The sequence below is a fragment of the Nonomuraea zeae genome (assembly GCF_005889725.1).
GTDB classification, from domain to species: Bacteria; Actinomycetota; Actinomycetes; order Streptosporangiales; family Streptosporangiaceae; genus Nonomuraea; species Nonomuraea zeae.
The window spans coordinates 21,340-43,179 of record NZ_VCKX01000086.1 but is presented as its reverse complement, the minus strand read 5'-3'; the positions used below and the strand labels follow the sequence as shown (position 1 = coordinate 43,179).

The 21,840-nt window shown below is 70.8% G+C and carries 18 protein-coding genes and 1 pseudogene; 11 read left to right on the top strand and 8 right to left on the bottom strand.

Translation table 11 applies throughout. The features are described from left to right. A pseudogene (locus ETD85_RS63290) lies at positions 1-1,228 on the top strand (hypothetical protein); the annotation flags it as partial. Here the strand turns inward: ETD85_RS63290 and ETD85_RS26485 are convergent. Both ETD85_RS26485 and ETD85_RS26480 read right to left on the bottom strand, forming a co-directional pair. Further along, positions 1,225-1,797 carry a hypothetical protein gene (locus ETD85_RS26485; protein WP_138692488.1) on the bottom strand — a complete coding sequence of 191 codons (573 nt, stop codon included), beginning with the start codon at positions 1,795-1,797 and terminating at the stop codon, positions 1,225-1,227. The pseudogene ETD85_RS63290 and the gene ETD85_RS26485 overlap by 4 nt on opposite strands. A gap of 101 nt (positions 1,798-1,898) precedes the next feature. Beyond that, a complete protein-coding gene (locus tag ETD85_RS26480; RefSeq protein ID WP_138692487.1) occupies positions 1,899-2,504 on the bottom strand; it encodes a TetR/AcrR family transcriptional regulator in 606 nt (201 codons plus the stop codon). Positions 2,505-2,599: 95 nt separating this feature from the next. On the opposite strand from ETD85_RS26480, the gene ETD85_RS26475 reads away from it, so the two are divergent. The 3 genes from ETD85_RS26475 to ETD85_RS26465 all read left to right on the top strand — a co-directional run bounded on the left by ETD85_RS26475 (position 2,600) and on the right by ETD85_RS26465 (position 5,088). Beyond that, positions 2,600-3,790 (top strand): cytochrome P450, encoded by a 1,191-nt coding sequence (locus ETD85_RS26475; protein ID WP_138692486.1) that lies wholly within the window; start codon positions 2,600-2,602, stop codon positions 3,788-3,790. A 6-nt stretch (positions 3,791-3,796) separates the two neighbouring features. Continuing rightward, positions 3,797-3,988 (top strand): ferredoxin, encoded by a 192-nt coding sequence (locus tag ETD85_RS26470; protein ID WP_138692485.1) that lies wholly within the window; start codon positions 3,797-3,799, stop codon positions 3,986-3,988. 653 nt (positions 3,989-4,641) lie between these two features. After that, positions 4,642-5,088, top strand: a complete 447-nt coding sequence (locus ETD85_RS26465; protein ID WP_138692484.1) for an SAV_6107 family HEPN domain-containing protein — start codon at positions 4,642-4,644, stop codon at positions 5,086-5,088. Between the two features lie 1,097 nt (positions 5,089-6,185). Here the strand turns inward: ETD85_RS26465 and bldD are convergent. From bldD to ETD85_RS26435, 6 genes are all read right to left on the bottom strand, one after another. Beyond that, the gene (gene bldD, locus ETD85_RS26460; RefSeq protein ID WP_026214021.1) at positions 6,186-6,680 is read right to left on the bottom strand and encodes a transcriptional regulator BldD; all 495 of its coding nucleotides are present in this window, start codon (positions 6,678-6,680) and stop codon (positions 6,186-6,188) included. A gap of 301 nt (positions 6,681-6,981) precedes the next feature. Continuing rightward, a complete protein-coding gene (locus ETD85_RS26455; protein WP_138692483.1) occupies positions 6,982-7,848 on the bottom strand; it encodes a universal stress protein in 867 nt (288 codons plus the stop codon). Beyond that, positions 7,849-9,270, bottom strand: a complete 1,422-nt coding sequence (locus ETD85_RS26450) for an amino acid permease (protein WP_138692482.1) — start codon at positions 9,268-9,270, stop codon at positions 7,849-7,851. Positions 9,271-9,280: 10 nt separating this feature from the next. After that, positions 9,281-10,216 carry a carbamate kinase gene (arcC, locus tag ETD85_RS26445; protein ID WP_138692481.1) on the bottom strand — a complete coding sequence of 312 codons (936 nt, stop codon included), beginning with the start codon at positions 10,214-10,216 and terminating at the stop codon, positions 9,281-9,283. A 29-nt stretch (positions 10,217-10,245) separates the two neighbouring features. Further along, the gene (argF, locus tag ETD85_RS26440) at positions 10,246-11,250 is read right to left on the bottom strand and encodes an ornithine carbamoyltransferase (RefSeq protein WP_138692480.1); all 1,005 of its coding nucleotides are present in this window, start codon (positions 11,248-11,250) and stop codon (positions 10,246-10,248) included. 14 nt (positions 11,251-11,264) lie between these two features. Continuing rightward, the gene (locus tag ETD85_RS26435; RefSeq protein ID WP_138692479.1) at positions 11,265-12,509 is read right to left on the bottom strand and encodes an arginine deiminase; all 1,245 of its coding nucleotides are present in this window, start codon (positions 12,507-12,509) and stop codon (positions 11,265-11,267) included. A gap of 243 nt (positions 12,510-12,752) precedes the next feature. On the opposite strand from ETD85_RS26435, the gene pyrR reads away from it, so the two are divergent. Genes pyrR through ETD85_RS26400 form a run of 7 tightly spaced genes read left to right on the top strand, consistent with a single transcriptional unit; the run spans position 12,753 to position 21,809 of the window. Then, a complete protein-coding gene (gene pyrR / locus ETD85_RS26430; protein WP_138692478.1) occupies positions 12,753-13,298 on the top strand; it encodes a bifunctional pyr operon transcriptional regulator/uracil phosphoribosyltransferase PyrR in 546 nt (181 codons plus the stop codon). Continuing rightward, positions 13,295-14,212 carry an aspartate carbamoyltransferase catalytic subunit gene (locus ETD85_RS26425; protein ID WP_138692477.1) on the top strand — a complete coding sequence of 306 codons (918 nt, stop codon included), beginning with the start codon at positions 13,295-13,297 and terminating at the stop codon, positions 14,210-14,212. The genes pyrR and ETD85_RS26425 overlap by 4 nt, the downstream gene beginning before the upstream one ends. Then, positions 14,209-15,504 (top strand): dihydroorotase, encoded by a 1,296-nt coding sequence (locus ETD85_RS26420; RefSeq protein WP_138692476.1) that lies wholly within the window; start codon positions 14,209-14,211, stop codon positions 15,502-15,504. The genes ETD85_RS26425 and ETD85_RS26420 overlap by 4 nt, the downstream gene beginning before the upstream one ends. Further along, entirely contained in the window at positions 15,501-16,649 is a 1,149-nt protein-coding gene (gene carA, locus ETD85_RS26415; protein WP_138692475.1) for a glutamine-hydrolyzing carbamoyl-phosphate synthase small subunit, read from the top strand. The genes ETD85_RS26420 and carA overlap by 4 nt, the downstream gene beginning before the upstream one ends. Before the next feature lie 3 nt (positions 16,650-16,652). Further along, a complete protein-coding gene (carB, locus tag ETD85_RS26410) occupies positions 16,653-19,940 on the top strand; it encodes a carbamoyl-phosphate synthase large subunit (RefSeq protein WP_138692474.1) in 3,288 nt (1,095 codons plus the stop codon). Between the two features lie 35 nt (positions 19,941-19,975). Next, a complete protein-coding gene (locus tag ETD85_RS26405) occupies positions 19,976-20,842 on the top strand; it encodes a dihydroorotate dehydrogenase electron transfer subunit (protein ID WP_138692473.1) in 867 nt (288 codons plus the stop codon). Continuing rightward, complete coding sequence (locus ETD85_RS26400) at positions 20,832-21,809, top strand: dihydroorotate dehydrogenase (RefSeq protein WP_138692472.1); 978 nt, start codon at positions 20,832-20,834, stop codon at positions 21,807-21,809. Before ETD85_RS26405 ends, ETD85_RS26400 begins: the two co-directional genes overlap by 11 nt. The last annotated feature ends 31 nt before the right edge of the window (positions 21,810-21,840 follow it).

The following is a 21,840-nucleotide window of genomic DNA, read 5'->3' as shown; positions in this document are numbered from 1 at the left end:
GCTGATGGCGGGGGCACTGGCGGGGTTCGCGATGGCGGTGCACCTACGGGGGGCCGTCGTACTGGCGGTTTGGGTCCTGCTCGTGACGGGGGCGACGCTGTCGGCGCGGGCGTCGCGGCAGGTGCTGGGGCGAGGGCGTGAGCGGGTGCCGTGGTGGGTGTCGCGACGGGCGGTGCTCGCGGCGGTGGCGGGCGCGGGCGTGACGGCGGCGGCGGGCCGGGCGCTCAACGACGCGCTGGCCGCCGCGCTCTACCCGGGCGGCGCGCGCGACCTGTCCGGCCTGTTGCTGTCCAGGCTCACGAGCCTGGAAGGACAGGCATGGGCGCTGTCGGGCGCGGCGGGGCAGCTCTGGTACCTGATCGCCGGCACCTGGGGGCTGGCCGGCGTCGGGCTCGTGGGAGCGGCGGTCACCCTGGTACGCCGGGCCGCGCCGCTCGCCCACCGCGTGCTGGCGGGCACGCTGCTGATCACGACCCTGGGCATCGCGTACGCCTCCTCGGCCGCGCTCCCGGACGAGCACCGGGTCGGCAACTACGTCTACGGCCGCTACCTGGCCTGCGTGGCGGTGGCCTGGACGCTGGCCGGGCTCGTCGCGCTGGTCAGGAGCGGCCGCCTGGCCGTGGTGCGGCACACGCTGGCCGCCGCCGGGCTGCTGGCGGTGACCGGGGGAGTGGCGGCCTGGTACGCGGGGGACCGGCTGGAGCGCTACGCCTTCATCGCGTTCGACTTCCCCGAGATGATCTTCCTGAGCGGGTCGCGCGACTCCCTCGACATGGCCGGCGCGTCACTGTCCGCCCTGGCCATGCTGGCCTGCCTGGCCGGGGCCGCCCTCCTCGCCACGGGCCGGGCCCGGCTCCTCGTGGCGGGCGTGCTCGGCCTGGTGCACCTCGCGTTCGCCGCCCACCTCGCACCCGCCACACCCGCTGCGCCCGCCGCGTCGGCCGCGTCAGGGGCGACGGCGGTGCCGGCGGCCTCGGGGCAGGATTGGCTGCCTGCTCCGCCGCCCGGCCGGGTGGCCGTGGACCGGCGGGTGAAGTGGAACGTGTGGGTGCCGTTGTCGTACCGCGTGTGGTGGACCGAGGTCGAGCACTACGACGGGCCGCCGCCGGAGGGTGTCTGCACCGCCGTCGTACCGCCCGGAGCGCTCCCACCGCCCGGCTGGACGGCGACGGGACAGGGCGGGGCCCGGCAGGGCTGGACGACCTGGCGCGGCGCGCACTGCCCCTAACGAGCCTCAGGAGCCTCCTGGCCCTCTCCCCGCACCCGCTCCCCGGCGGCGGCCGGTGCCGAGCGGCGCCGGCCCTCGCCGGCCGACAGGCCCAGGCCGATGGCCTGAGCCACCCCCGCCGCGAGGAGGATGAGGAAGGTGGCCCACTGCCAGGAGGGGATCCCGTCCGAGAAGTCAGGGGTGTCGTAGAGCCCGCTCAGCAACCGCACAGGGTTGAAGTAGGCGAAGAGGATCACGCCGGCGTACGGGACGAGGAGGACGCCCGAGAGCACCAGCAGCGGCGTACGGCCCCGACCACCCCGCCGCAGGAGCACCCCGATGACCACGAACGCCACCGCCACCACGCCCATGAAAGCGGCGCTCCACCAGACCGCCCGCCAGGTGTCCACGCCCAGCGACGTCAGCCCGTCGGAGCCGACCCGGCCGCCCTCCCACTCGGGGCCCTTGACCTGTGCCGCCGCCGCGAGCCGGATGGCCACGCGGTTGACGGCCACGTACGCCGCCACCAGGAACGGCCCCAGCACCAGCAGGACGAGGCTGACCAGCCGCCCGCGACCGCTCCCCGACATCCGCGCTCCTCTCCGCTGCGCCCCTTGAGTGGACAGCCTCTCAAAAGGGCGCAAGGCCTGCCATTCCCTTTGATCCGAAAGAAGGGGCGGCGGATGGGTGGTCAGCCGAGGGAGCGCAGGCCGGACAGGGCGACCTGGGCGGCGCGGCGGGCGGTGTTCCAGAGCTCGTCGAGCGAGTGCTCGTGCTCGATCCCGGCCATCACCGCCAGCTTCACCGCGCCGACCAGCGCGCCCACCGCCGCGGCCGAGTCGGTCAGGGTCAGCCGGCCCGCGTACGCCTCGTGCAGCCCGTGCGCCAGCCTCAGCTGGCTGTCGAACAGCCGTTGCAGCGCCCGTGCCTGCAACGTCGGCTCGGTGAGGATCAGCCGCACCCGCAGCTCCGTGTTCTCGAACGTGAGCACCTCCTGAGAGGCCAGCTGCTCCAGGCTGGTGTCGATGATCTTGAGCAGCAGGTCGCCGGGCGACATCCCGGGCTCTTTGCCGGCCAGCAGCGAGAGCACCAGCTCCATCCGCTCGTCCACGTCGTAGAAGACCACGTCCTCCTTGCTCGCGAAGTAGCTGAAGAACGTCCGCGTGGACACGTCGGCCTCGGCCGCGATCTCCGCGAGTGTGGTCTCCTCGAACCCCTTCTCGTCGAACAGCCGGAGCGCCCCCTCGATCAGCGCCCGGCGTGTGCGCTGTTTCTTGCGCTCCCGCAGTCCCACCATGCCGGAACTATACTGCGCGAGGTTAGGTTTTTCATCCATTGAAATTTTGCAATCAATGAGGTTTTCTGGAGAGGAGCTCGGAAAGGAGCCGCAGCATGTCCGACCTGACGTTCCCGACGACGCGCCAGCGCCCGCTCGATCCGCCCGACGAAGTCACGCAGCTGCGACAACAGGCGGCGATGCATCGGATGACGTACGCCGACGGCCACCTCGGCTGGCTGGTGACCGGCTACTCGGCCGCCCGCGCCGTACTGGCCAGCCCGCACTTCAGCAACCGGCCGGAGACGATGCACTCGCCCATCCCGGCCAGGCTGCGGATGCGGAACAAGGAGGACTTCCGGGTCCCGCCGGGGTTCTTCCTGCGTACGGACCCGCCCGAGCACACCCGCTTCCGCAGGCTGCTCACCGGGCAGTTCACCGTACGCAGGATGAAGCTGCTCGAGCCCAGGATCGAGGAGATCACGAACGCCTGCCTCGACGACATGGCCGCCGCCGGCGGGCCCGTGGACCTCGTCCAGATGTTCGCGCTGCCGATCCCGTCCCTGGTGATCTGCGAGCTGCTCGGGGTGCCGTACGAGGATCGCGCCCAGTTCCAGGAGGACACGAAGGTCCTGGTCAACCTGGAGACCGAGGCCGAGGACGCGATGGCGGCGCTGGGGCGGGTCTCGGCGTACCTGGCCGGGCTGATCCAGCGCAAGCGCAAGGAGCCGGCCGACGACCTGATCAGCGGGCTCATCGAGAGCGGGGAGCTCAACGACGAGGAGCTCACGGGGGTGGCGTTCCTGCTGCTGGTGGCCGGGCACGAGACGACCGCCAACATGCTGGGGCTCGGGACGTACGCGCTGCTCACGAACCCCGTCCAGCTCGCCGCCATGCGCGACGACCCGTCGGTGGTGGAGAACGGCGTCGAAGAGCTGCTGCGCTACCTCACGATCATCCACCTCGGGCCGCTGCGGTCCGCGCATGAGGACGTCGAGATCGAGGGCAACCTGATCAAGGCGGGCGAGACGGTCGCCATCCACCTCCCCGCCGCCAACCGCGACGCCTCCCGCTTCCCCGGAGCGGAGGAGCTCGACGTCACCAGGCCCGCCGGCGGACATCTGACCTTCGGCCACGGCATCCACCAGTGCCTGGGCCAGCAGCTCGCCCGCGCGGAGATGCGCATCGGCTACCCTGCGCTGCTGCGCCGCTTCCCTGGCCTACGCTTGGCCGTAACACCCGAGGAGGTGCCGATGCGCTCGGACATGAGCATCTATGGAGTGCACAGCCTCCCTGTCACTTGGTAGGTCACCATGGAAATCAAGGCAGATACAACGGTGTGCATCGGGGCGGGCATGTGCGCGCTGACGGTGCCGAAGGTGTTCGATCAGAGTGAGGAAGAGGGCACGGTGGTGCTCCTGCAGGACGTGGCGCCAGAGGAGCTGGAGGACGCTGTGCGGCGCGCTGTGACCCTCTGCCCGTCGGGGGCCATCTCGGTTTCGTGACGAACGCCGTACCGGTGCCTTGACGCCCCTCTGAGATCACCCGGCCGTCGCCGCACACCGCGGCGACGGCCTTCCGCCTGCCCTGCCACCCGCCTCGCCGGCCCCGCGCCGGACCGCGCTAGGTGATGCTGGGGTGGCGCGCCGCGCCGCGGCTCTGCCTCCTTCCTGGCCTGGCTCCGCGTCTCGCGGCCTGGCTCTGCCCCCAGCCGGCCCAGCCCCGCGCCCGCGGACTCCCTCCCGCCGTGTCGGGATCTGCTGCTTACCCTGGGTCCGAACACGATGTCATCCGTGTCTCGTTCTCCCCGCACCCTGCCGTTTCGCTTCATGGTCATCGAACCTGTGTTCGTGGAACTGGTTGACACCGAGCGTGATCGAAATTATGTTCGACCTAGTGACGATGGGGCTCGCGGCTCAGCGTCACCGGACCTGGTCGCGGGCCGTTCGCTTCCCCAAGCGTTCCCCGCGGCCAGGCTCCACGGGCGAAGGGTGCGTCCTCGTCGTCGGCGGAGACGAGCGGGCGTGCCCTGGCCGGACGGGGTGAGGGGAAGCTCCTCGTCCGGCCAGCCCGGCGGAAATGTCAGTGGGGTCTGCGATTGTTGGCTCCACCGGTGGAGACGCCGGCCGCCGCCCACGACTCCAAGGAGGCGCGCAAGATGGCACCAAGGCCTAGAGACACACCCGGGCCCCGGCTGTCCCCTGCGGTTCGGGCACACTTGACCGATTCACGTTCCTGCCTGGCGGAGGCGGCAAGCGCCCGCACTCCGGCATCCCGATATGTGGCAGCACATCTGGCAGCCCTTCGAGCCGCGGCGGCGATGCTGGCCGCCCGGCCTCGGCCTGCGGAAGGCCGCAGGCGTCGCCTGCGCAGCGCGTGGGAGCTGCTGCCGGAGGCCGAGCCGCACCTCACCGAGTGGGCCGCCTACTTCGCCGTGAGCGCCGCCAAGCGCGCCGCCGCGGAGGCGGGCATGGTCCGCGGGGTGAGCGCGGCCGACGCCAACGAGATCCTGGCCGAGGCAGAGACGTTCGTCTGCACGGTCGAAGACCTCCTCGGCGTCCCTGCCCAGCCCCAACTCCCCATGGACGTCCCCTTGGCCGGCTGACCCGCGCAACTCGACCATGTACGTCCGAGCCCGTCCACGGGCTGGGACCTCACTACCGGCTGTCCGAGGTCGGGGTCGGGACCGAGGCCGAGGTCGGGCCGCAGGTCGGGGCCGGGGCCGGGGCCGCAGGTCGGCAAGGGGCGAGACCTCGCATTCCGCCGTCCAGGGCAAGACCTCACAACCGGTCGTCCAGGGCGAGCCTCGCAACCAGCCGTCCGGGGATGAGACCTTACAAGCGGCCGTCCAGGGGTTAGGGCCTCGCCTACGGTCGTTCCAGGGATAGGGCCATGCCTGCGGTGGTCCGGGGCTGGGACCACACCCGCGGTCGTTCCGGGCTGCGACCTCACTACCGGCCGTCCAGGGCTGGGACCTTACCGGTGGTCCTCTGGGGCTGGCATCTCACCGACTGCTGCTCAGAGCCGCGTCTGGCGAACTTTGCGCCGTTCCGGGATCGCGGTTGACAAGCCGGAGGCGGCCCGCCGCCCGCCCTCCAGCCGCCGATGGTCATACGCTCGGTCCGCCGCGTTCTTCAAACAAGGGCCCCGACGCGCAGGTGTGTTTCGTGCGCCGGAAGAGTCTCGACGTGCAGACGCGTATCGTGCGGCCGTAATCCGCGCTCAGCTCATCCCAGCCTGGCGCTTCATGCGTCCAACTCGCTGTAGGTGTCCGGCTCGCCCTAGACCTCCGGCTCGCCCCAGTCGCGGGCCGCGCTATGCCGCGCCGGGCCGCCTGGGTCGCTGGGCCGCCTGGGTCGCGCCGCGCTACGGCTGTGGGCGTCGTAAACCGGCCGGCAGCCTCTTCGGCCGCCGAGGGGACGTCCCGTCGGGCGGTGTAACTTGTGCCCGTTCGGCCGCATACGGCCTCAGAGGCCGTCCGTTGAACCTGCCCGTCGGCCGTGGGGCGTCGGGTCCCTGACAACCCCCAGTACACCTCGCAGGCCACATCGCGCCCTGGCCCCTCCCCAGTGGGTGTGCGGGGAAGAAGAAGAGCGGCGGCACGGGGGACGGAACTGGAACGCGAAAGGCCCGAGGGCCGGCCGGTGTGCGGCGAGCCCTCGGGTCAGATCCGGCAAGACCGTGGGAACGACTCGTCTCAGGTCAGAACGACTCGACGGCCCGCCGAGCCTCGGCGTCGAGCACGCCCCAGCTGATGAGCTCCTCGGTCAGCTCGCTCGGCGACTTGTCGTAGATCACGGCCAGGGAGCGCAGGTCCTCCTGGCGGATCGACAGCACCTTGCCGTTGTAGTCACCGCGCTGGCTCTGGATCGTGGCGGCGTACCGGGCCAGCGCCCCCGCCTTCTCCTTGGGCAGCGTCGCCAGGCGCTCCAGGTCGATCACAAGCTTGGGTGTCGGCCCGAGCGGGCTGGGGGCGGCGCCGCCCGGCAGCAGCTCGGATACGGGCACCCCATAGAAGTCGGCAAGCTCGGCAAGCTTCTGCACGGTCACGGCTCGGTCGCCACGCTCATAAGAGCCCACGACTACGGCTTTCCACCTGCCACGCGACTTCTCTTCGACTCCATGCAGGGACAGCCCCTGCTGGGTGCGGATGGCGCGGAGTCGTGCACCCAGCGACTTTGCGTACTCAGACGGCATCGTGTGGCCCCCCGGCTCTCGTATGTAGCGCTTTCAGTAGATTGTGCTCCCTTGCGGCGAATGCCCGAGCCACCGGGGGGTCTGGTGCCGTACTCGGCACCAACGGTAGCCATGGCCCTGGGTTTACCCCAGACCGCCGCGCGGTGTGGTTACGCACAGTGACGGTAAAGGGGTGGACGCCTAAGGTCAAGCTGATTGGAAAAAAGATGCCGAATCCGGTCCGTGAGGGAACGCAACAAACGCCCCTCATGTCCCGCTGTTAACACTACTTCGTCATAGTTTGCCGAGTGACTCAGCGCAGTCAGGTCTGGCGGGTCAGGATCATGACAGGGCAGGTCGCGGCCCGTACGATCTTGATCGAAGTGTCCCCGAGGAAGACCCGCCTGAGTGGCCCGGTGTCGCTGGAAGCGCATATGATCATCTCGCCGGCGAGCCACGAGGTCGCCGAGAGCGCCTGGGCCACGTTGCGGCCCTCGAGCACCTCGACCTCCACGGGCAGCCGCCGGCGCTGCCCGCGCGCGGCGGCCCGCAGGTCGGCCGCGGCCTGGTCGCGCAGGCGCAGCAGCATGTCCTGCTCGATCCTGGCGCGCCTGCCGGTGCTGATCACCAGCGTGACCAGCCGCAGCGGGACGTCGAGCGCGACCGCGGTCACGGCCGCGTCCTTGACCGCCGCGTCGCAGCCGGGCCCGCGCCGGTAGGCGACGGTGAGGCGCTCGAAGGCGGCGGGCGGCTGGTCGCCGTAGCCGCGCGGGGCCAGCAGCACCGGCACCGGCGAGGAGTGCAGCAGCTGGTCGGCGGTGCTGCCCACGGTGATGCGGCCGCGGCCGCCGCCCGGGGCCGAGCCGATCACCACCACGTCCGCGCCGCGCTTGCGCGCCAGCTCCACCAGCCCCCGGCCGCTGCCCTTGTTGGTGTGGACCACGTAGCCGGCCTCGTCGCCCGCCAGCTCGCGCGCCTGGGCGAGCGTCGCGGCGGCCTGCTCCTTGAGATAGGCCCGCCAGGCGCTCTCGTCGGCCCTGGCCGGCCCTGGCGCGGACCACACCGGCGGCTGCACGGTCGCCACCGTCAGGCGCGCGTGCGCCTGTTCCTTGATGAGCATGGCCAGCCGCAGCCCGTCCCTGCCGCGTGCTTCGGGGATGAACCCGGCCAGCACCTCGTCCAGCTTCATTCAGCGCACCTCGGCATTCAGCCGCGAATGGCCATAGCCGTACAGGAAGTAGCAGATCAGACCCACGAGCATCCACAGCCCGAACGCCACCCAGGTCACCCCGGCCAGCCCCGCCATCACGATGACGCAGAAGATCGCGCCCAGCACCGGCGTGGCGGGGAACAGCGGCGTGCGGAAGCTGCGCGGCAGCTCGGGGCTGCGATAGCGGAGGACGAGGACGCCGACGTTCACGATGGCGAAGGCGAACAGCGTGCCGATGCTGGTCGCCTCGGCGAGCTGCCCGAGCGGCACCAGCCCGGCCAGCACGGAGATGAACAGGGACACGATGAGGGTGTTGGCGATCGGGACCTGGCGGCGGGGGTTGACCCGCTGGAAGACGCGGGGGATGAGCCCGTCGCGGGACATCGCGAACAGGATGCGGGTCTGGCCGTAGATGACGGTGAGCACGACGCTGGCGATGGCGATGACCGCGCCGAAGGAGACGATCAGGCCGGGCCAGGTCGCGCCGACGGCCAGGTCGGCGATGTAGGACAGGCTGGCCTCGGTGTGCTCGGGGTCGAAGTCGGTCCACGGCATCGCGCCGACGGCGGCCACGGCCACCAGCACGTAGACGACCGTCACGATGACCAGGGACAGCAGGATCGCCAGCGGCAGGTCCCGCTTGGGGTTCTTGGCCTCCTCTCCCGCGGTGGAGGCGGCGTCGAAGCCGATGTAGGAGAAGAACACCTGCGAGGCCGCCGCCGTGATCCCCGCCACCCCCAGAGGGGCGAACGGCGTGAAGTTCTTGCTCTGGAAGGCCGTGAACGCCACCACGCAGAAGAACAGCAGCACCGCGATCTTGACCAGCACGAAGATCGCGTTCGCAGTGGCGCTCTCCGAGGCCCCGTACAGCAGCAGCCAGGTGGCCAAGGCCACGATGACGATCGCGGTGACGTTGATCACACCGCCGTCCTGGCCGGGGGAGCGGGTGATCGCGTCGGGCAGCGTGAAGCCGAACAGCGAGCGCAGGAACGAGTTGAGGTATTCGCCCCATCCGACGGCCACCGCCGCCACGGACACGGCGTACTCCAGCATGAGGCACCAGCCGCAGACCCAGGCCACCAGCTCGCCCAGGGTCGCGTACGCGTAGGAGTAGGACGAGCCGGACACCGGGATCGTCCCGGCCAGCTCGGCGTACGACAGCGCCGAGAACAGCGCGGTGATCGCCGCCAGCACGAACGCCAGCACCACCGCGGGACCCGCCTTGGGCACCGCCTGGCCGAGGATGACGAAGATCCCGGTGCCGAGCGTGGCGCCCACGCTGAACAGCGTGAGCTGCCACAGCGACATGGTGCGCCGCAGCTCACCGCCTTCGCCCTGCCCGCCTTCCGCGACGATCCGCTCGGTGGGCTTGGTACGGAAGAGCCGTCGGGCCAGTGTCATCCGACACCCCCTACAGCGTGCTCGTCAGCGGCCACCTGCCGTTGGGTGTCACGATCGTTCCCGCTGCGCCGCCGAGTATGCGCTCGGCCTGGTCAAGCTTGCCGATCGCGGCCATGTCGCCGGTGGTCTCGACGAACCGGCAGACGGCCTCCACCTTCGGCCCCATCGACCCGGCGGGGAACTCCATGGCCCGCAGCTCGTGCGGCGTGGTGTGGGCGATCTCCGTCTGGTGCGGGGTGCCGAAGCCGCGCAGCACGCGCGGCACGTCGGTCAGGATCAGGAACGCGTCGCACTCCAGCGACTCGGCCAGCATCGAGGAGGTGAGGTCCTTGTCCACGACCGCCTCGACGCCGGTCAGCCGGCCGCGCTCGTCGCGTACGACGGGGATGCCGCCGCCGCCCCCGCACACCACGACCACCCCCTCGCGCAGCATCTTGCGGATCAGGCGCGTCTCGACCACGCGCTGCGGGGTGGGGGAGGGGACGACCCGCCGCCAGTACGGGCCGTCGCGCCCGACCGTCCAGCCGTGCTCGGCAGCCAGCTTCTCGGCCTCCTCCTGCTCGTAGACCTGGCCGACGAACTTGGTGGGGTGCTCGAAGGCCGGATCCACGGCCGTCACCAGCGTCTGCGTGACCATGGCGAGGACCTGCCGGCCCGGCAGCGCGTTCTGCAGCGCCTGCTGCATCCAGTAGCCGATCATGCCCTGCGTCTGCGCGCCGAGCGTGTCGAAGGGGTAGGGCCGGGTCAGGCTCGGGTCGGAGGCGCTCTGGAGCGCCAGCAGGCCGACCTGGGGGCCGTTCCCGTGGGTGATGACCAGCTCGTGGTCGGCGGCGAGCCTGGCGAGCGTTCTGACGGCCGTGCGGACGTTGCTCATCTGCACGTCCGCGTCCGGCTTCTGGCCGCGCTTGAGCACCGCGTTGCCGCCCAGTGCGACGATGACCCGCATGCGCTCCCCCTCCTCGATGCGTACGGGCGTCAGCCGCCCAGGGTGGCCACCATGACGGCCTTGATGGTGTGCAGCCGGTTCTCGGCCTGGTCGAAGACGATCGAGCGCGGAGACTCGAAGACGTCGCCGGTCACCTCCAGGGCGTCGAGCCCGGTCCGGTCGTAGATCTCCGCGCCGACCCGGGTCCGCCTGTCGTGGAAGGCGGGCAGGCAGTGCATGAACCGGACGTCCGGGTTCCCGGTGGCCCGCACCACCGCGTCGTTGACCTGGTACGGCAGCAGCAGCTTGATCCGCTCGTCCCACACCTCCGCCGGCTCGCCCAGCGACACCCACACGTCGGTGTAGAGGAAGTCGGCCCCTTTGACGCCTTTGGTGACGTCGTCGGTGAGGGTGATCCGCGCGCCGGTCTCCTTGGCCAGCTCCTCGGCGGGCCCGACCACCAGGCAGGGGTCGGGCCACAGCGCCTTGGGCGCGACGAGGCGCACGTCCATGCCGAACATCGCCCCCGTCACCAGCAGCGAGTGCCCCATGTTGTTGCGCGCGTCGCCGAGGTAGGCGAGCGTGACCTCCCCCAGCGGCTTGCCCGCGTGCTCCCGCATGGTGAGCACGTCGGCCAGCATCTGCGTGGGGTGCCACTCGTCGGTCAGCCCGTTCCACACCGGCACGCCCGACAGCGCCGCCAGCTCCTCGACATCGGCCTGCCGGCGGCCTCGGTACTCGATGCCGTCGAACATCCGGCCGAGCACCCGCGCGGTGTCGCCCACCGACTCCTTGTGCCCGATCTGCGAGCCGGCCGGGTCGAGGTAGGTGACATGGGCGCCCTGGTCGTGGGCGGCCACCTCGAACGCGCACCGGGTCCTGGTGGAGGTCTTCTCGAAGATCAGGGCGATGTTCCTGCCCTTGAGCCGCTGCCGTTCGGTCCCGTCGCGTCTGCCGGCCTTGAGCCCGGCCGACAGCTCCACGAGGTAGCCGAACTCCCCGGGGGTGAAGTCGAGCTCCTTGAGAAAACTGCGGCCGCGCAGGTCGTAAGCCATCGGTGTAACTCCCCCTAGATGCCGTCGCGCTCGAGCGGGCAGCTCATGCACCGCGGCCCGCCGCGCCCCCTGCCGAGCTCGCTGCCCCGGATCGTGATGACCTCGATGCCGTTGTCGCGCAGGAAGTTGTTGGTGGTGGTGTTGCGCTCGTAGGCGACGACCACGCCGGGCTCCAGCGCCAGGCCGTTGCAGCCGTCGTCCCACTGCTCGCGCTGGGCGGCGGACACGTCCTGCGAGGGGGTCAGGACCGTGATGTCGCTCATGCCGAGGGCGTGGGCGATGGCCTTGTGCATGTCCTCCGGCGGGTGGTCGGTGACCTTGAGCTCCTTGTACGTCTCGCCGGGCTCGATGGTGTACGTGGGCAGCATGCCGAGACCGGCGTACTTGGTGAACACGCCCACGTCCAGCATCGTCATCACGGTGTCCAGATGCATGAACGCCCGCGCCTTCGGCATGTCGAGCGCCACGATCTTCGTCGCCGAGCCGGCCCTGAACAGCCGCTGGGCCAGCATCTCCACCGCCTGCGGCTGGGTGCGCTCGCTCATCCCGATCAGCACCGCGCCCCGGCCGATGACCAGCACGTCGCCGCCCTCCATGGTGGCGGGGGCCACCGACTGGCCGGGCATCCAGCAGTGGAAGCCCCCGTGCTCCGGCCGGTTGAAGCCCTCGGCGAACGTCGGGTGGTACATGTAGACGGCCTCCATGTTGACCGTCTCGCGCATGCGGGCCTTCTTCTTCATCGCGTTGATGGACACGCCGTCGTACACCCAGCAGGAGGTGTCGCGGGTGAACAGGTGGTTGGGCAGCGGCGGCAGGATGAAGTCCGTGCCCGCCGTGGTGTGGAAGGTCACAGAGTCGGGGTCGCAGCCCATCTCGACCAGCTCGCGCTTGGTGATGCCGCCGGTCAGGAACACCTGCAGCGTCTCCGAGTCCATCGCGTCGAGGGTGTTGCGGAGGTCGTCGATGGCGCCGGGCCCGAGCCAGCGCTCGTCGATGACCGCGTCGAGGATGTGCTTGCGCGCCTCGGGGATGTCGACGGTCTCCTTGAGCAGCTCCGACAGCAGATGGATGCGGATCCCGCGGCTGCGCAGCACCTGCTGGAACTCCTCGTGCTCCTCCATCGCCCGCTGGACCCAGAGCACGTCGTCGAAGAGGAACCCGTCCTTGTTCGTCGGGGTCAGCCGCTTGAGCGCCAGGTCCGGCTTGTGCAGGAGGACCTGGCGGAGGGGCCCGACCTCGGAATCGACGTGGAATGTCATCTCTGCTGTATCCCCTTACCCGGCGGGCGTCACGCCCGGCCGTACGCGCCGCACCCGCCCCCGTCGCGACGCACGCCCTCCGGTGACGTGCCCTGCGCGCAGCGTGTTGACACGGGCGGGCGCGAAAAAGGCGCGACGGGGCGAGGCCGCCCGCGTTGTACCTGGTAGCCCCTGGTACTGTGTGTCCCGACCAACACCCTTTAAGACCCGTCCCGTGAGGCGGGAAAGGTGGTGAGATTCGCCATGTCCGACCCCCGGGCCGTGCTTGAGGCCCCGGATATCCATCGGGCCCTGACCCGGATCGCGCACGAGATACTCGAACGCACCAAGGGCGCCGGTGACGTCGTCCTCCTCGGCATCCCGACCCGCGGCGCCACGCTGGCGCACCGGCTCGGCGACCGCATAGAGCAGTTCGAAGGCGTCAAGATCCCCGTCGGCTCGATCGACATCACGATGTACCGCGACGACCTGAGGCTCAAGCCGGCCAGGCCGCTGGGCCGCACCGAGCTGCCGCCCGACGGCATCGACGGCAAGGTGGTCGTCCTCGTCGACGACGTCCTCTACTCCGGCCGCACCGTGCGCGCCGCCCTCGACGCGCTCAACGACCTCGGCCGCCCCACCGCCGTGCAGCTCGCCACGCTGGTCGACCGCGGCCACCGCGAGCTGCCCATCCGCGCCGACTACGTCGGCAAGAACCTTCCGACGGCCAAGAGCGAGAAGGTCAAGGTCTATCTGCAGGAGATCGACGGGCGCGACGCCGTGCTCCTCATGAAGGGGGAGTCCAAGTGAACCGGCATCTGATCTCCGCGGGCGACCTCACCAAGGACGACGCGCTCCTCATCCTCGACACCGCCGAGGAGCTGGCGAGGGTCTCGGAACGTTCCATCAAGAAGCTGCCCACGCTGCGCGGGCGCACGGTGGTCAACCTGTTCTTCGAGGACTCCACCCGTACGCGCATCTCGTTCGAGGCGGCGGCCAAGCGGATGTCCGCGGACGTGATCAACTTCTCGGCCAAGGGGTCGAGCGTGTCCAAGGGCGAGTCGCTCAAGGACACCGCGCTCACCCTGGAGGCCATGGGCGCCGACGCGGTGGTCATCCGCCACAGCGCCTCCGGCGCGCCGCACCGCCTGGCCAACTGGGTGCGCGGCAGCGTCGTCAACGCCGGCGACGGCACCCACGAGCACCCCACGCAGGCGCTGCTCGACGCCTTCTCCATGCGCCGCCGCCTGGGCAGCCTCGAAGGGCGCAGGGTCACGATCGTCGGCGACGTGCTGCACAGCCGGGTCGCCCGCTCCAACGTGCTGCTGCTGCACACGCTCGGCGCGGAGGTCACGCTGGTCGCGCCGCCCACCCTGGTGCCCGTCTCCGTCGGCTCCTGGCCGTGCGAGGTCTCCTACGACCTCGACGCGGTGCTGCCCAAGTCCGACGTGGTCATGATGCTGCGGGTGCAGAAGGAGCGGATGAACGCCGCCTACTTCCCGAGCGAGCGCGAATACTCGCGCCGGTACGGGCTCGACAGGGACCGGTTCGCCAAGATGCCCGACGAGGCCATCGTGATGCACCCGGGGCCGATGAACCGCGGCATGGAGATCGCCGCGGAGGTGGCCGACTCCGCGCGGTCCACGATCGTCGAGCAGGTCGCCAACGGTGTGACCGTGCGCATGGCCGTCCTGTACCTGCTCCTCGGGGGAGAAAACGCATGATCATTCGAAATGTCAGGATTCTGGGCGGTGAGCCGGTCGACATCCGCGTCGGCAACGGCGTGATCACCGCCATCGACCCCGCCGGCACCACCTCCGCCGAGGGCGAGTCGGTCGACGGCGGCGGCGCCATCGCGCTGCCCGGCCTCGTCGACCTGCACACCCACCTGCGCGAGCCCGGCAGGGAAGACGCCGAGACGGTGCAGACCGGCACCCAGTCCGCGGCCCGCGGCGGCTACACCGCCGTGCACGCCATGGCCAACACCTCGCCGGTCGCCGACACCGCCGGCGTGGTCGAGCAGGTCTGGCGGCTCGGCCGCGAGTTCGGGCACTGCGACGTGCACCCGGTGGGCGCCGTCACCGTCGGCCTGGAGGGCAGGCAGCTCGCCGAGCTGGGCGCGATGGCCGACTCGGCCGCCCGCGTCCGCGTCTTCTCCGACGACGGCAAGTGCGTGGACGACGCCGTGCTGATGCGCCGCGCACTGGAATACGTCAAGGCCTTCGACGGCGTCGTCGCCCAGCACGCCCAGGAGCCCAGGCTCACCGCGGGCGCCCAGATGAACGAGGGGATCGTCTCCGGGCGGCTCGGCCTGACCGGCTGGCCGGCCGTCGCCGAAGAGGCGATCATCGCCCGCGACTGCCTGCTGGCCGCCCACGTCGGCTCCAGGCTGCACATCTGCCACGTCTCCACGGCCGGCTCCGTCGAGATCATTCGCTGGGCCAAGTCCAAGGGCTGGAACATCACCGCCGAGGTGACCCCGCACCACCTGCTGCTGACCGACGACCTGGTCGAGGAGTCGCCGGTGGGCGCGTACAACCCGATCTACAAGGTCAACCCGCCGCTGCGCACCCGCACCGACGTGGAGTCCCTGCGCGCCGCGCTGGCCGACGGCACGATCGACATCGTCGCCACCGACCACGCGCCCCACCCGGTCGAGGACAAGGAGACCGAGTGGTCGGCCGCGGCCATGGGCATGGTCGGCCTGGAGACCGCGCTCAGCGTGGTGCAGGAGGCCATGGTCGAGACCGGGCTGCTCGACTGGGCGGGCGTCGCCCAGCGCATGTCCGTCGTGCCCGCGCGCATCGGCCGCCTGGGCGGCCACGGGCAGCCGCTCGAGGTGGGCGCCCCGGCCAACATCACCCTGTACGACCCGTCCGTACGCACAAAGGTCGACCCGTCCGCCTTCGCGTCCAAGAGCAGGAACACCCCCTACGAGGGGATGACGCTGCCGGGCGCGGTCGTGGCCACGTTCCTGCGCGGCAGGCCGACCGCTCTCGAAGGGAAGCTGGCTTGAACACAGCGGTGCTCGTCCTGGAAGACGGCCGCGTCTTCCACGGATCTCCCTACGGCGCCGAAGGCGAGACATTCGGCGAGATGGTCTTCAACACCGGCATGACCGGCTACCAGGAGACCCTCACGGACCCGTCCTACCACCGGCAGATCGTCGCCATGACGGCGCCCCACATCGGCAACACCGGCGTCAACGACGAGGACCCCGAGTCGGGCCGCGTCTGGGTCGCCGGCTACGTCGTGCGCGAGCCGTCCAGGGTCGTCTCCAACTGGCGGGCCAACCGCTCGCTCGACGACTACCTCAAGGAGCAGGGCGTCGTCGGCATCGCCATCTCCGGCACCCGCGCGCTCACCCGCCACCTGCGCGAGCGCGGCGCCATGCGCGCCGGCATCTTCACCGCCCCGGCCGAGCCGGTCGAGGAGCTGGTCGAGCGCGTGCGCAGGTCGCCCGGCATGGAGGGCGCCGACCTGGCCGCCGAGGTGGCCGTCACCGAGCCCTACGTCGTGCCCGCGATCGGGGCCAAGCGGTTCACCGTCGCGGCCGTGGACCTGGGCATCAAGGGCATGACGCCGCACCGGATGGCCGAGCGCGGCTGCGAGGTGCACGTGCTGCCGGCGAACGCCACGTACGAGCAGATCATGGCGGTCGAGCCCGACGGCGTGTTCTTCTCCAACGGCCCCGGCGACCCCGCCACGGCCGACGTGTCGGCCCTGCGGAGCGTCCTGGAGGCCCGGGTGCCGTTCTTCGGCATCTGCTTCGGCAACCAGCTCTTCGGGCGGGCCCTGGGCCTTTCCACCTACAAGCTGCGTTACGGGCACCGGGGCGTCAACCAGCCGGTCCAGGACGTGCGCACGGGCAAGGTGGAGATCTCGGCGCACAACCACGGGTTCGCCGTGCAGGCGCCGCTCGACGCGCCGTTCGAGACCCCGTACGGGCCGGCCGAGGTCAGCCACGTCAATCTCAACGACCGCTGCGTGGAAGGGCTGCGCCTGCTCGACGGGCGGGCCTTCAGCGTCCAATATCACCCCGAGGCCGCAGCGGGGCCGCACGACGCCGCCTATCTTTTCGACGAGTTCTGCTCGGTGATGGCGTCCGGGCGGGACGACGCCGCGCAGCATCCGATTTCGACGACTTCTGTGAGGTCATGAGCCGTGCCGAAACGTGAGGACATCAGATCCGTCCTGGTGATCGGGTCGGGGCCGATCGTGATCGGCCAGGCGTGCGAGTTCGACTACTCGGGCACTCAGGCCTGCCGGGTGCTGCGGGCCGAGGGCTTCCGCGTCATCCTGGTCAACAGCAACCCGGCGACGATCATGACGGACCCCGAGTTCGCCGACGCCACGTACGTCGAGCCCATCACCCCAGAGTTCGTCGAGAAGATCATCGCGAAGGAGCGGCCCGACGCGCTGCTGCCGACGCTGGGCGGCCAGACCGCGCTCAACACGGCGGTGGCGCTGCACGAGTCGGGCGTGCTGGAGAAGTACGAGGTCGAGCTGATCGGCGCGGACTTCGACGCGATCCAGGCGGGCGAGAACCGCGAGCGGTTCAAGGAGATCGTCGGCAAGGTCGCCCGCGAGCACGGGCTCAACGCCGAGTCGGCCAAGTCGATCATCTGCCACACGATGGACGACTGCCTCGCCGCGGCGGGCGAGCTGGGCTACCCGCTGGTGGTGCGGCCGTCGTTCACGATGGGCGGCGTCGGCTCCGGGTTCGCCTACGACGAGACCGACCTGCGGCGCATCGCCGGGGCCGGGCTCGACGCCTCTCCGACCACCGAGGTGCTCCTGGAGGAGTCCATCCTCGGCTGGAAGGAGTACGAGCTCGAGGTCATGCGCGACAAGCACGACAACGTGGTCATCGTCTGCTCCATCGAGAACATCGACCCGATGGGCGTCCACACCGGCGACAGCGTCACCGTCGCGCCCGCGCTGACCCTGACCGACCGCGAATACCAGAACATGCGCGACGTCGCCATCGCGGTCATCCGCGAGGTCGGCGTCGACACGGGCGGCTGCAACATCCAGTTCGCGGTCAACCCGGCCAGCGGCCGCATGATCGTCATCGAGATGAACCCGCGCGTGTCGCGCTCCTCGGCGCTGGCCTCCAAGGCGACCGGCTTCCCGATCGCGAAGATCGCCGCCAAGCTGGCCATCGGTTACACCCTCGACGAGATCCCCAACGACATCACCAAGGAGACCCCGGCCTCCTTCGAGCCGACGCTCGACTACATCGTGGTGAAGGTGCCGAGGTTCGCCTTCGAGAAGTTCAGGGGCGCCGACCAGACGCTCACCACGCACATGAAGTCCGTGGGCGAGGCCATGGCGATCGGCCGCTCCTTCCCTGAGGCGCTGCAGAAGGCGCTGCGGTCGCTGGAGAAGAAGGAGTCCTCCTTCACCTGGGCCGGCCCGGTGCGGCCGAAGGACGAGCTGCTCGACGAGTGCCGCACCCCGCACGACGGGCGGCTGCGCACGATGCAGCAGGCCATCAGGGCGGGGGCGACCGCGGAAGAGCTGTTCGAGGCCACGAACGTCGACCCCTGGTTCCTCGACCAGCTCTACCTGCTCGACGAGGAGGCCGCGGCCGTCGCCGAGGCGCCCGAGCTGACCACCGAGGTGCTCGAACACGCCAAGCACCTCGGGTTCAGCGACGTGCAGATCGGCGAGATCCGCGGCATCGACGAGGCCAGGGTCCGCGACCTGCGGCACGCGCTCGGGCTGCGGCCGGTCTACAACACCGTCGACACCTGCGCGGCCGAGTTCGCCGCGAAGACGCCTTACCTCTACTCGACCTACGACGAGGAGAGCGAGGTCCCCGCCGGCGAGCGGCAGAAGGTCATCATCCTCGGCTCCGGGCCCAACCGCATCGGGCAGGGCATCGAGTTCGACTACGCGTGCGTGCACGCCTCGTTCGAGCTGGCCAGGGCCGGGTTCGAGACTGTCATGGTCAACTGCAACCCGGAGACCGTCTCGACCGACTACGACACCTCCGACCGGCTCTACTTCGAGCCGCTCACCCTGGAGGACGTCCTGGAGGTCGTACACGCCGAGCAGCAGGCCGGCCCGGTCGCGGGCGTGATCGTGCAGCTCGGCGGGCAGACGCCGCTCGGGCTGGCGCAGGCGCTGAAGGACGCGGGCGTGCCCGTGGTCGGCACCTCGCCCGAGTCGATCCACCTGGCCGAGGAGCGCGGCGCGTTCGGCCGGGTGCTGGCGGAGGCGGGCCTGCCCGCGCCCAAGCACGGCACGGCGCTGACCGTGGCCGAGGCGCTGGAGATCGCCGAGGAGATCGGCTACCCCGTCCTCGTACGCCCCTCCTACGTGCTCGGCGGGGCCGGCATGGCCATCGTCTACGACGACCAGACGCTCACCACGTACATGGCGGCCCAGGAGGGCGGCCACCCGGTGCTGGTGGACAAGTTCCTCGACGAGGCCATCGAGATCGACGTGGACGCGCTCTACGACGGCGAGGAGCTCTATCTCGGCGGCGTCATGGAGCACATCGAGGAGGCCGGCATCCACTCCGGCGACTCGTCCTGCGCGCTGCCGCCCATCACGCTCGGCAGCCACGACATCAAGCGCATCCGCGCCGCCACCGAGGCCATCGCCGCGGGGGTGGGCGTGCGCGGGCTGCTCAACGTCCAGTACGCCATGTCGGCCGGCGTCCTGTACGTCCTGGAGGCCAACCCGCGCGCCAGCCGTACCGTGCCGTTCGTGTCCAAGGCCACGGCGGTGCCGCTGGCCAAGGCGGCGGCCAGGGTGATGCTCGGCGCGTCGGTCGCCTCCCTGCGCGAGGAGGGCATGCTGCCGGCCACCGGAGACGGCGGGACGCTGCCGCTCGACGCGTCCATCGCGGTCAAGGAGGCGGTGCTGCCCTTCAACCGGTTCCGCGGCGTGGACACCGTGCTCGGGCCCGAGATGCGCTCCACGGGCGAGGTCATGGGCATCGACGAGTTCTTCGGGATCGCGTACGCCAAGTCGCAGGCGGGCGCCTACGGCGCGTTGCCGACGAAGGGACGCGCGTTCGTATCCGTGGCGAACAGGGACAAGCGTGCGATGATCTTCCCTGTGAAGGCACTGGCGGATCTCGGGTTCGAGATCCTGGCCACCGAGGGAACGGCCGAGGTGCTGCGCCGCAACGGCGTCCATGCCAAGATCGTGCGCAAGCACAGCGAGGGGACCGGGCCCGGAGGTGAGCCTACGAGCGTGCAGTGCATCCTCGACGGCGAGGTCGACCTGATCGTCAACACGCCGTTCGGCAGCCCGGGGCAGTCCGGGCCGCGGCTCGACGGCTACGACATCCGCACCGCGGCGGTGCTGCGCGGCATTCCGTGCATCACCACGGTCGCCGGGCTGGCCGCGGCGGCCGCGGGCATCCAGGCGATCGTGCGCGGCGACGTCGGCGTACGTTCGCTCCAGGAGCACGCGCAGGCACTCCGGGGCTGACCCCGGAACGACCTCGGGGCGGGAGGTGAAGACGACTGGCCGGCACTCCGGTGCAGGTGACGGGCACGGTGCTGACGACGCGCCGGGTCGATGCCTACCATGCGCTGACGGTGGTGGCGCCCGGCATCGCCGAGCGTTACCGCCCCGGCCACTTCGTCTCCGTGGCGGTCGGCGGGGCCCACACGTCGATGGTGACGCGGCGCGCGTTCTCCATCCACGACGTCAAGGCCGACTACGGCGGCACGGTCGAGCTGGTCTTCACCACCGGCGGGCCCGGCACGGCCTGGCTGGCCGAGCGGCGCGCCCGTGACACGCTCGACCTGGTCGGCCCGCTCGGCCGGCCCTTCCCGCTGCCGCGCGACCCCGCCCACTGCGTGCTCGTCGGCGCCGAGTACGGCTCCGCCGTGCTGTTCCCGCTGGCCGACGCGCTGCTGGCGCGGGGCTGCCGGGTGGACTTCGTGCTGGGCGCGGCCGGGGCGGAGCGGGTGTTCGGGGCGATGCGGGCGCGCAGGATGGCCGAGACCACCACGCTGACGACCGAGGACGGCTCGCTCGGCCTGCGCGGCAAGGTCACCGACGCGCTGCCCTCGGTGATCGCCGACACGCGGGCGGACGTCGTCTACGCTTGCGCGCCCATGGAGACGCTGCGGGCGGTGACGGCGGTGGCGATGGAGTTCGACATCCCGGTGCAGGTGGCGGTCGAGGAGTCGATGGCCTGCGGCATCGGGGTGTGCATGACGTGCGTGCTGCCCGTCATCGGAGACGACGGGGTGACCAGGATGGTCAGGGCTTGCGCGGAGGGCCCGGTGTTCCGGGGGGAGCGGGTGCGCTTCGAGGACGTGGGAACGATCCCGTTCGACGCGCTCGGCGCCCCCGGAGGCGGTGCGCGACATGTCAGTTGATATGCGGACTTTTCTGGCGCACATGGAGCTGGCGAACCCGATCACCACAGCCGCGGGCTGCGCCGCCTCGGGGCGGGAGCTGGCCCAGTTCTTCGACCTGCACCGGCTGGGGGCGCTGACCACCCGCTCGATCACCATGGCGGCGCGCGCGGGCCGGCCCACGCCGCGCATGGCCGAGACGCCCTCCGGCATGCTCAACGCCGTCGGGCTGCAGGGGCCGGGCATCGACGCCTTCCTGGAGCGTGAGCTGCCCTGGCTGGCCCAGCGGGGCATCAAGACCATCGTCTCGATCGGTGGCGGCACCGTCGCCGAATACTCCGAGCTGGCCCGCAGGCTCGCCGACGCGCCCGGGGTCACCGCGCTGGAGGTCAACCTCTCCTGCCCGAACATGGAGGACCGCGGCCGCGTCTTCGCCCGCGAGGGCAGCGCGGCGGCGGAGGTGATCGCCTCGGTGCGTTCCATCATGCGCTACGACGTGCCGGTCGTCGCCAAGCTCGCACCCGACGTGGCAGACATCGTCTCCGTCGCGCGCGCCTGCGTGGACGCCGGGGCCGACGCGCTGTCCATGATCAACAATCCGCTCGGCATGGCCATCGACACCGAGGCGCTGCGGCCCTCGCTCGCCGCCGTGACCGGCGGGCTGTCGGGGCCGGCCATCCTGCCGCTGGCCGTACGGTGCGTGTGGCAGGTCCACGCCGCGCTCCCCGGAGTGCCGCTGATCGGCATCGGCGGGGTGATGAGCGGCCGGGACGCCTTCCAGCTCGTCCTGGCGGGCGCCTGCGTGGTCGGAGTGGGCACGGCGCTGTTCCACGACCCCTACGCCTGCCTGCGCATCGAACGCGAGCTTGAGGACCTTCTGAGGGCCCGCGGCTTCCAGCGCCTCGCCGACGCCGTCGGCCTGGCGCACCGCCCGCCGGGGAGCGCACCCCGGCACCTGCTCGTCGACTCCGAGGAAAGCACGCCCTGATCGCCGAAGACTCCCGACCCTGAACATGAGG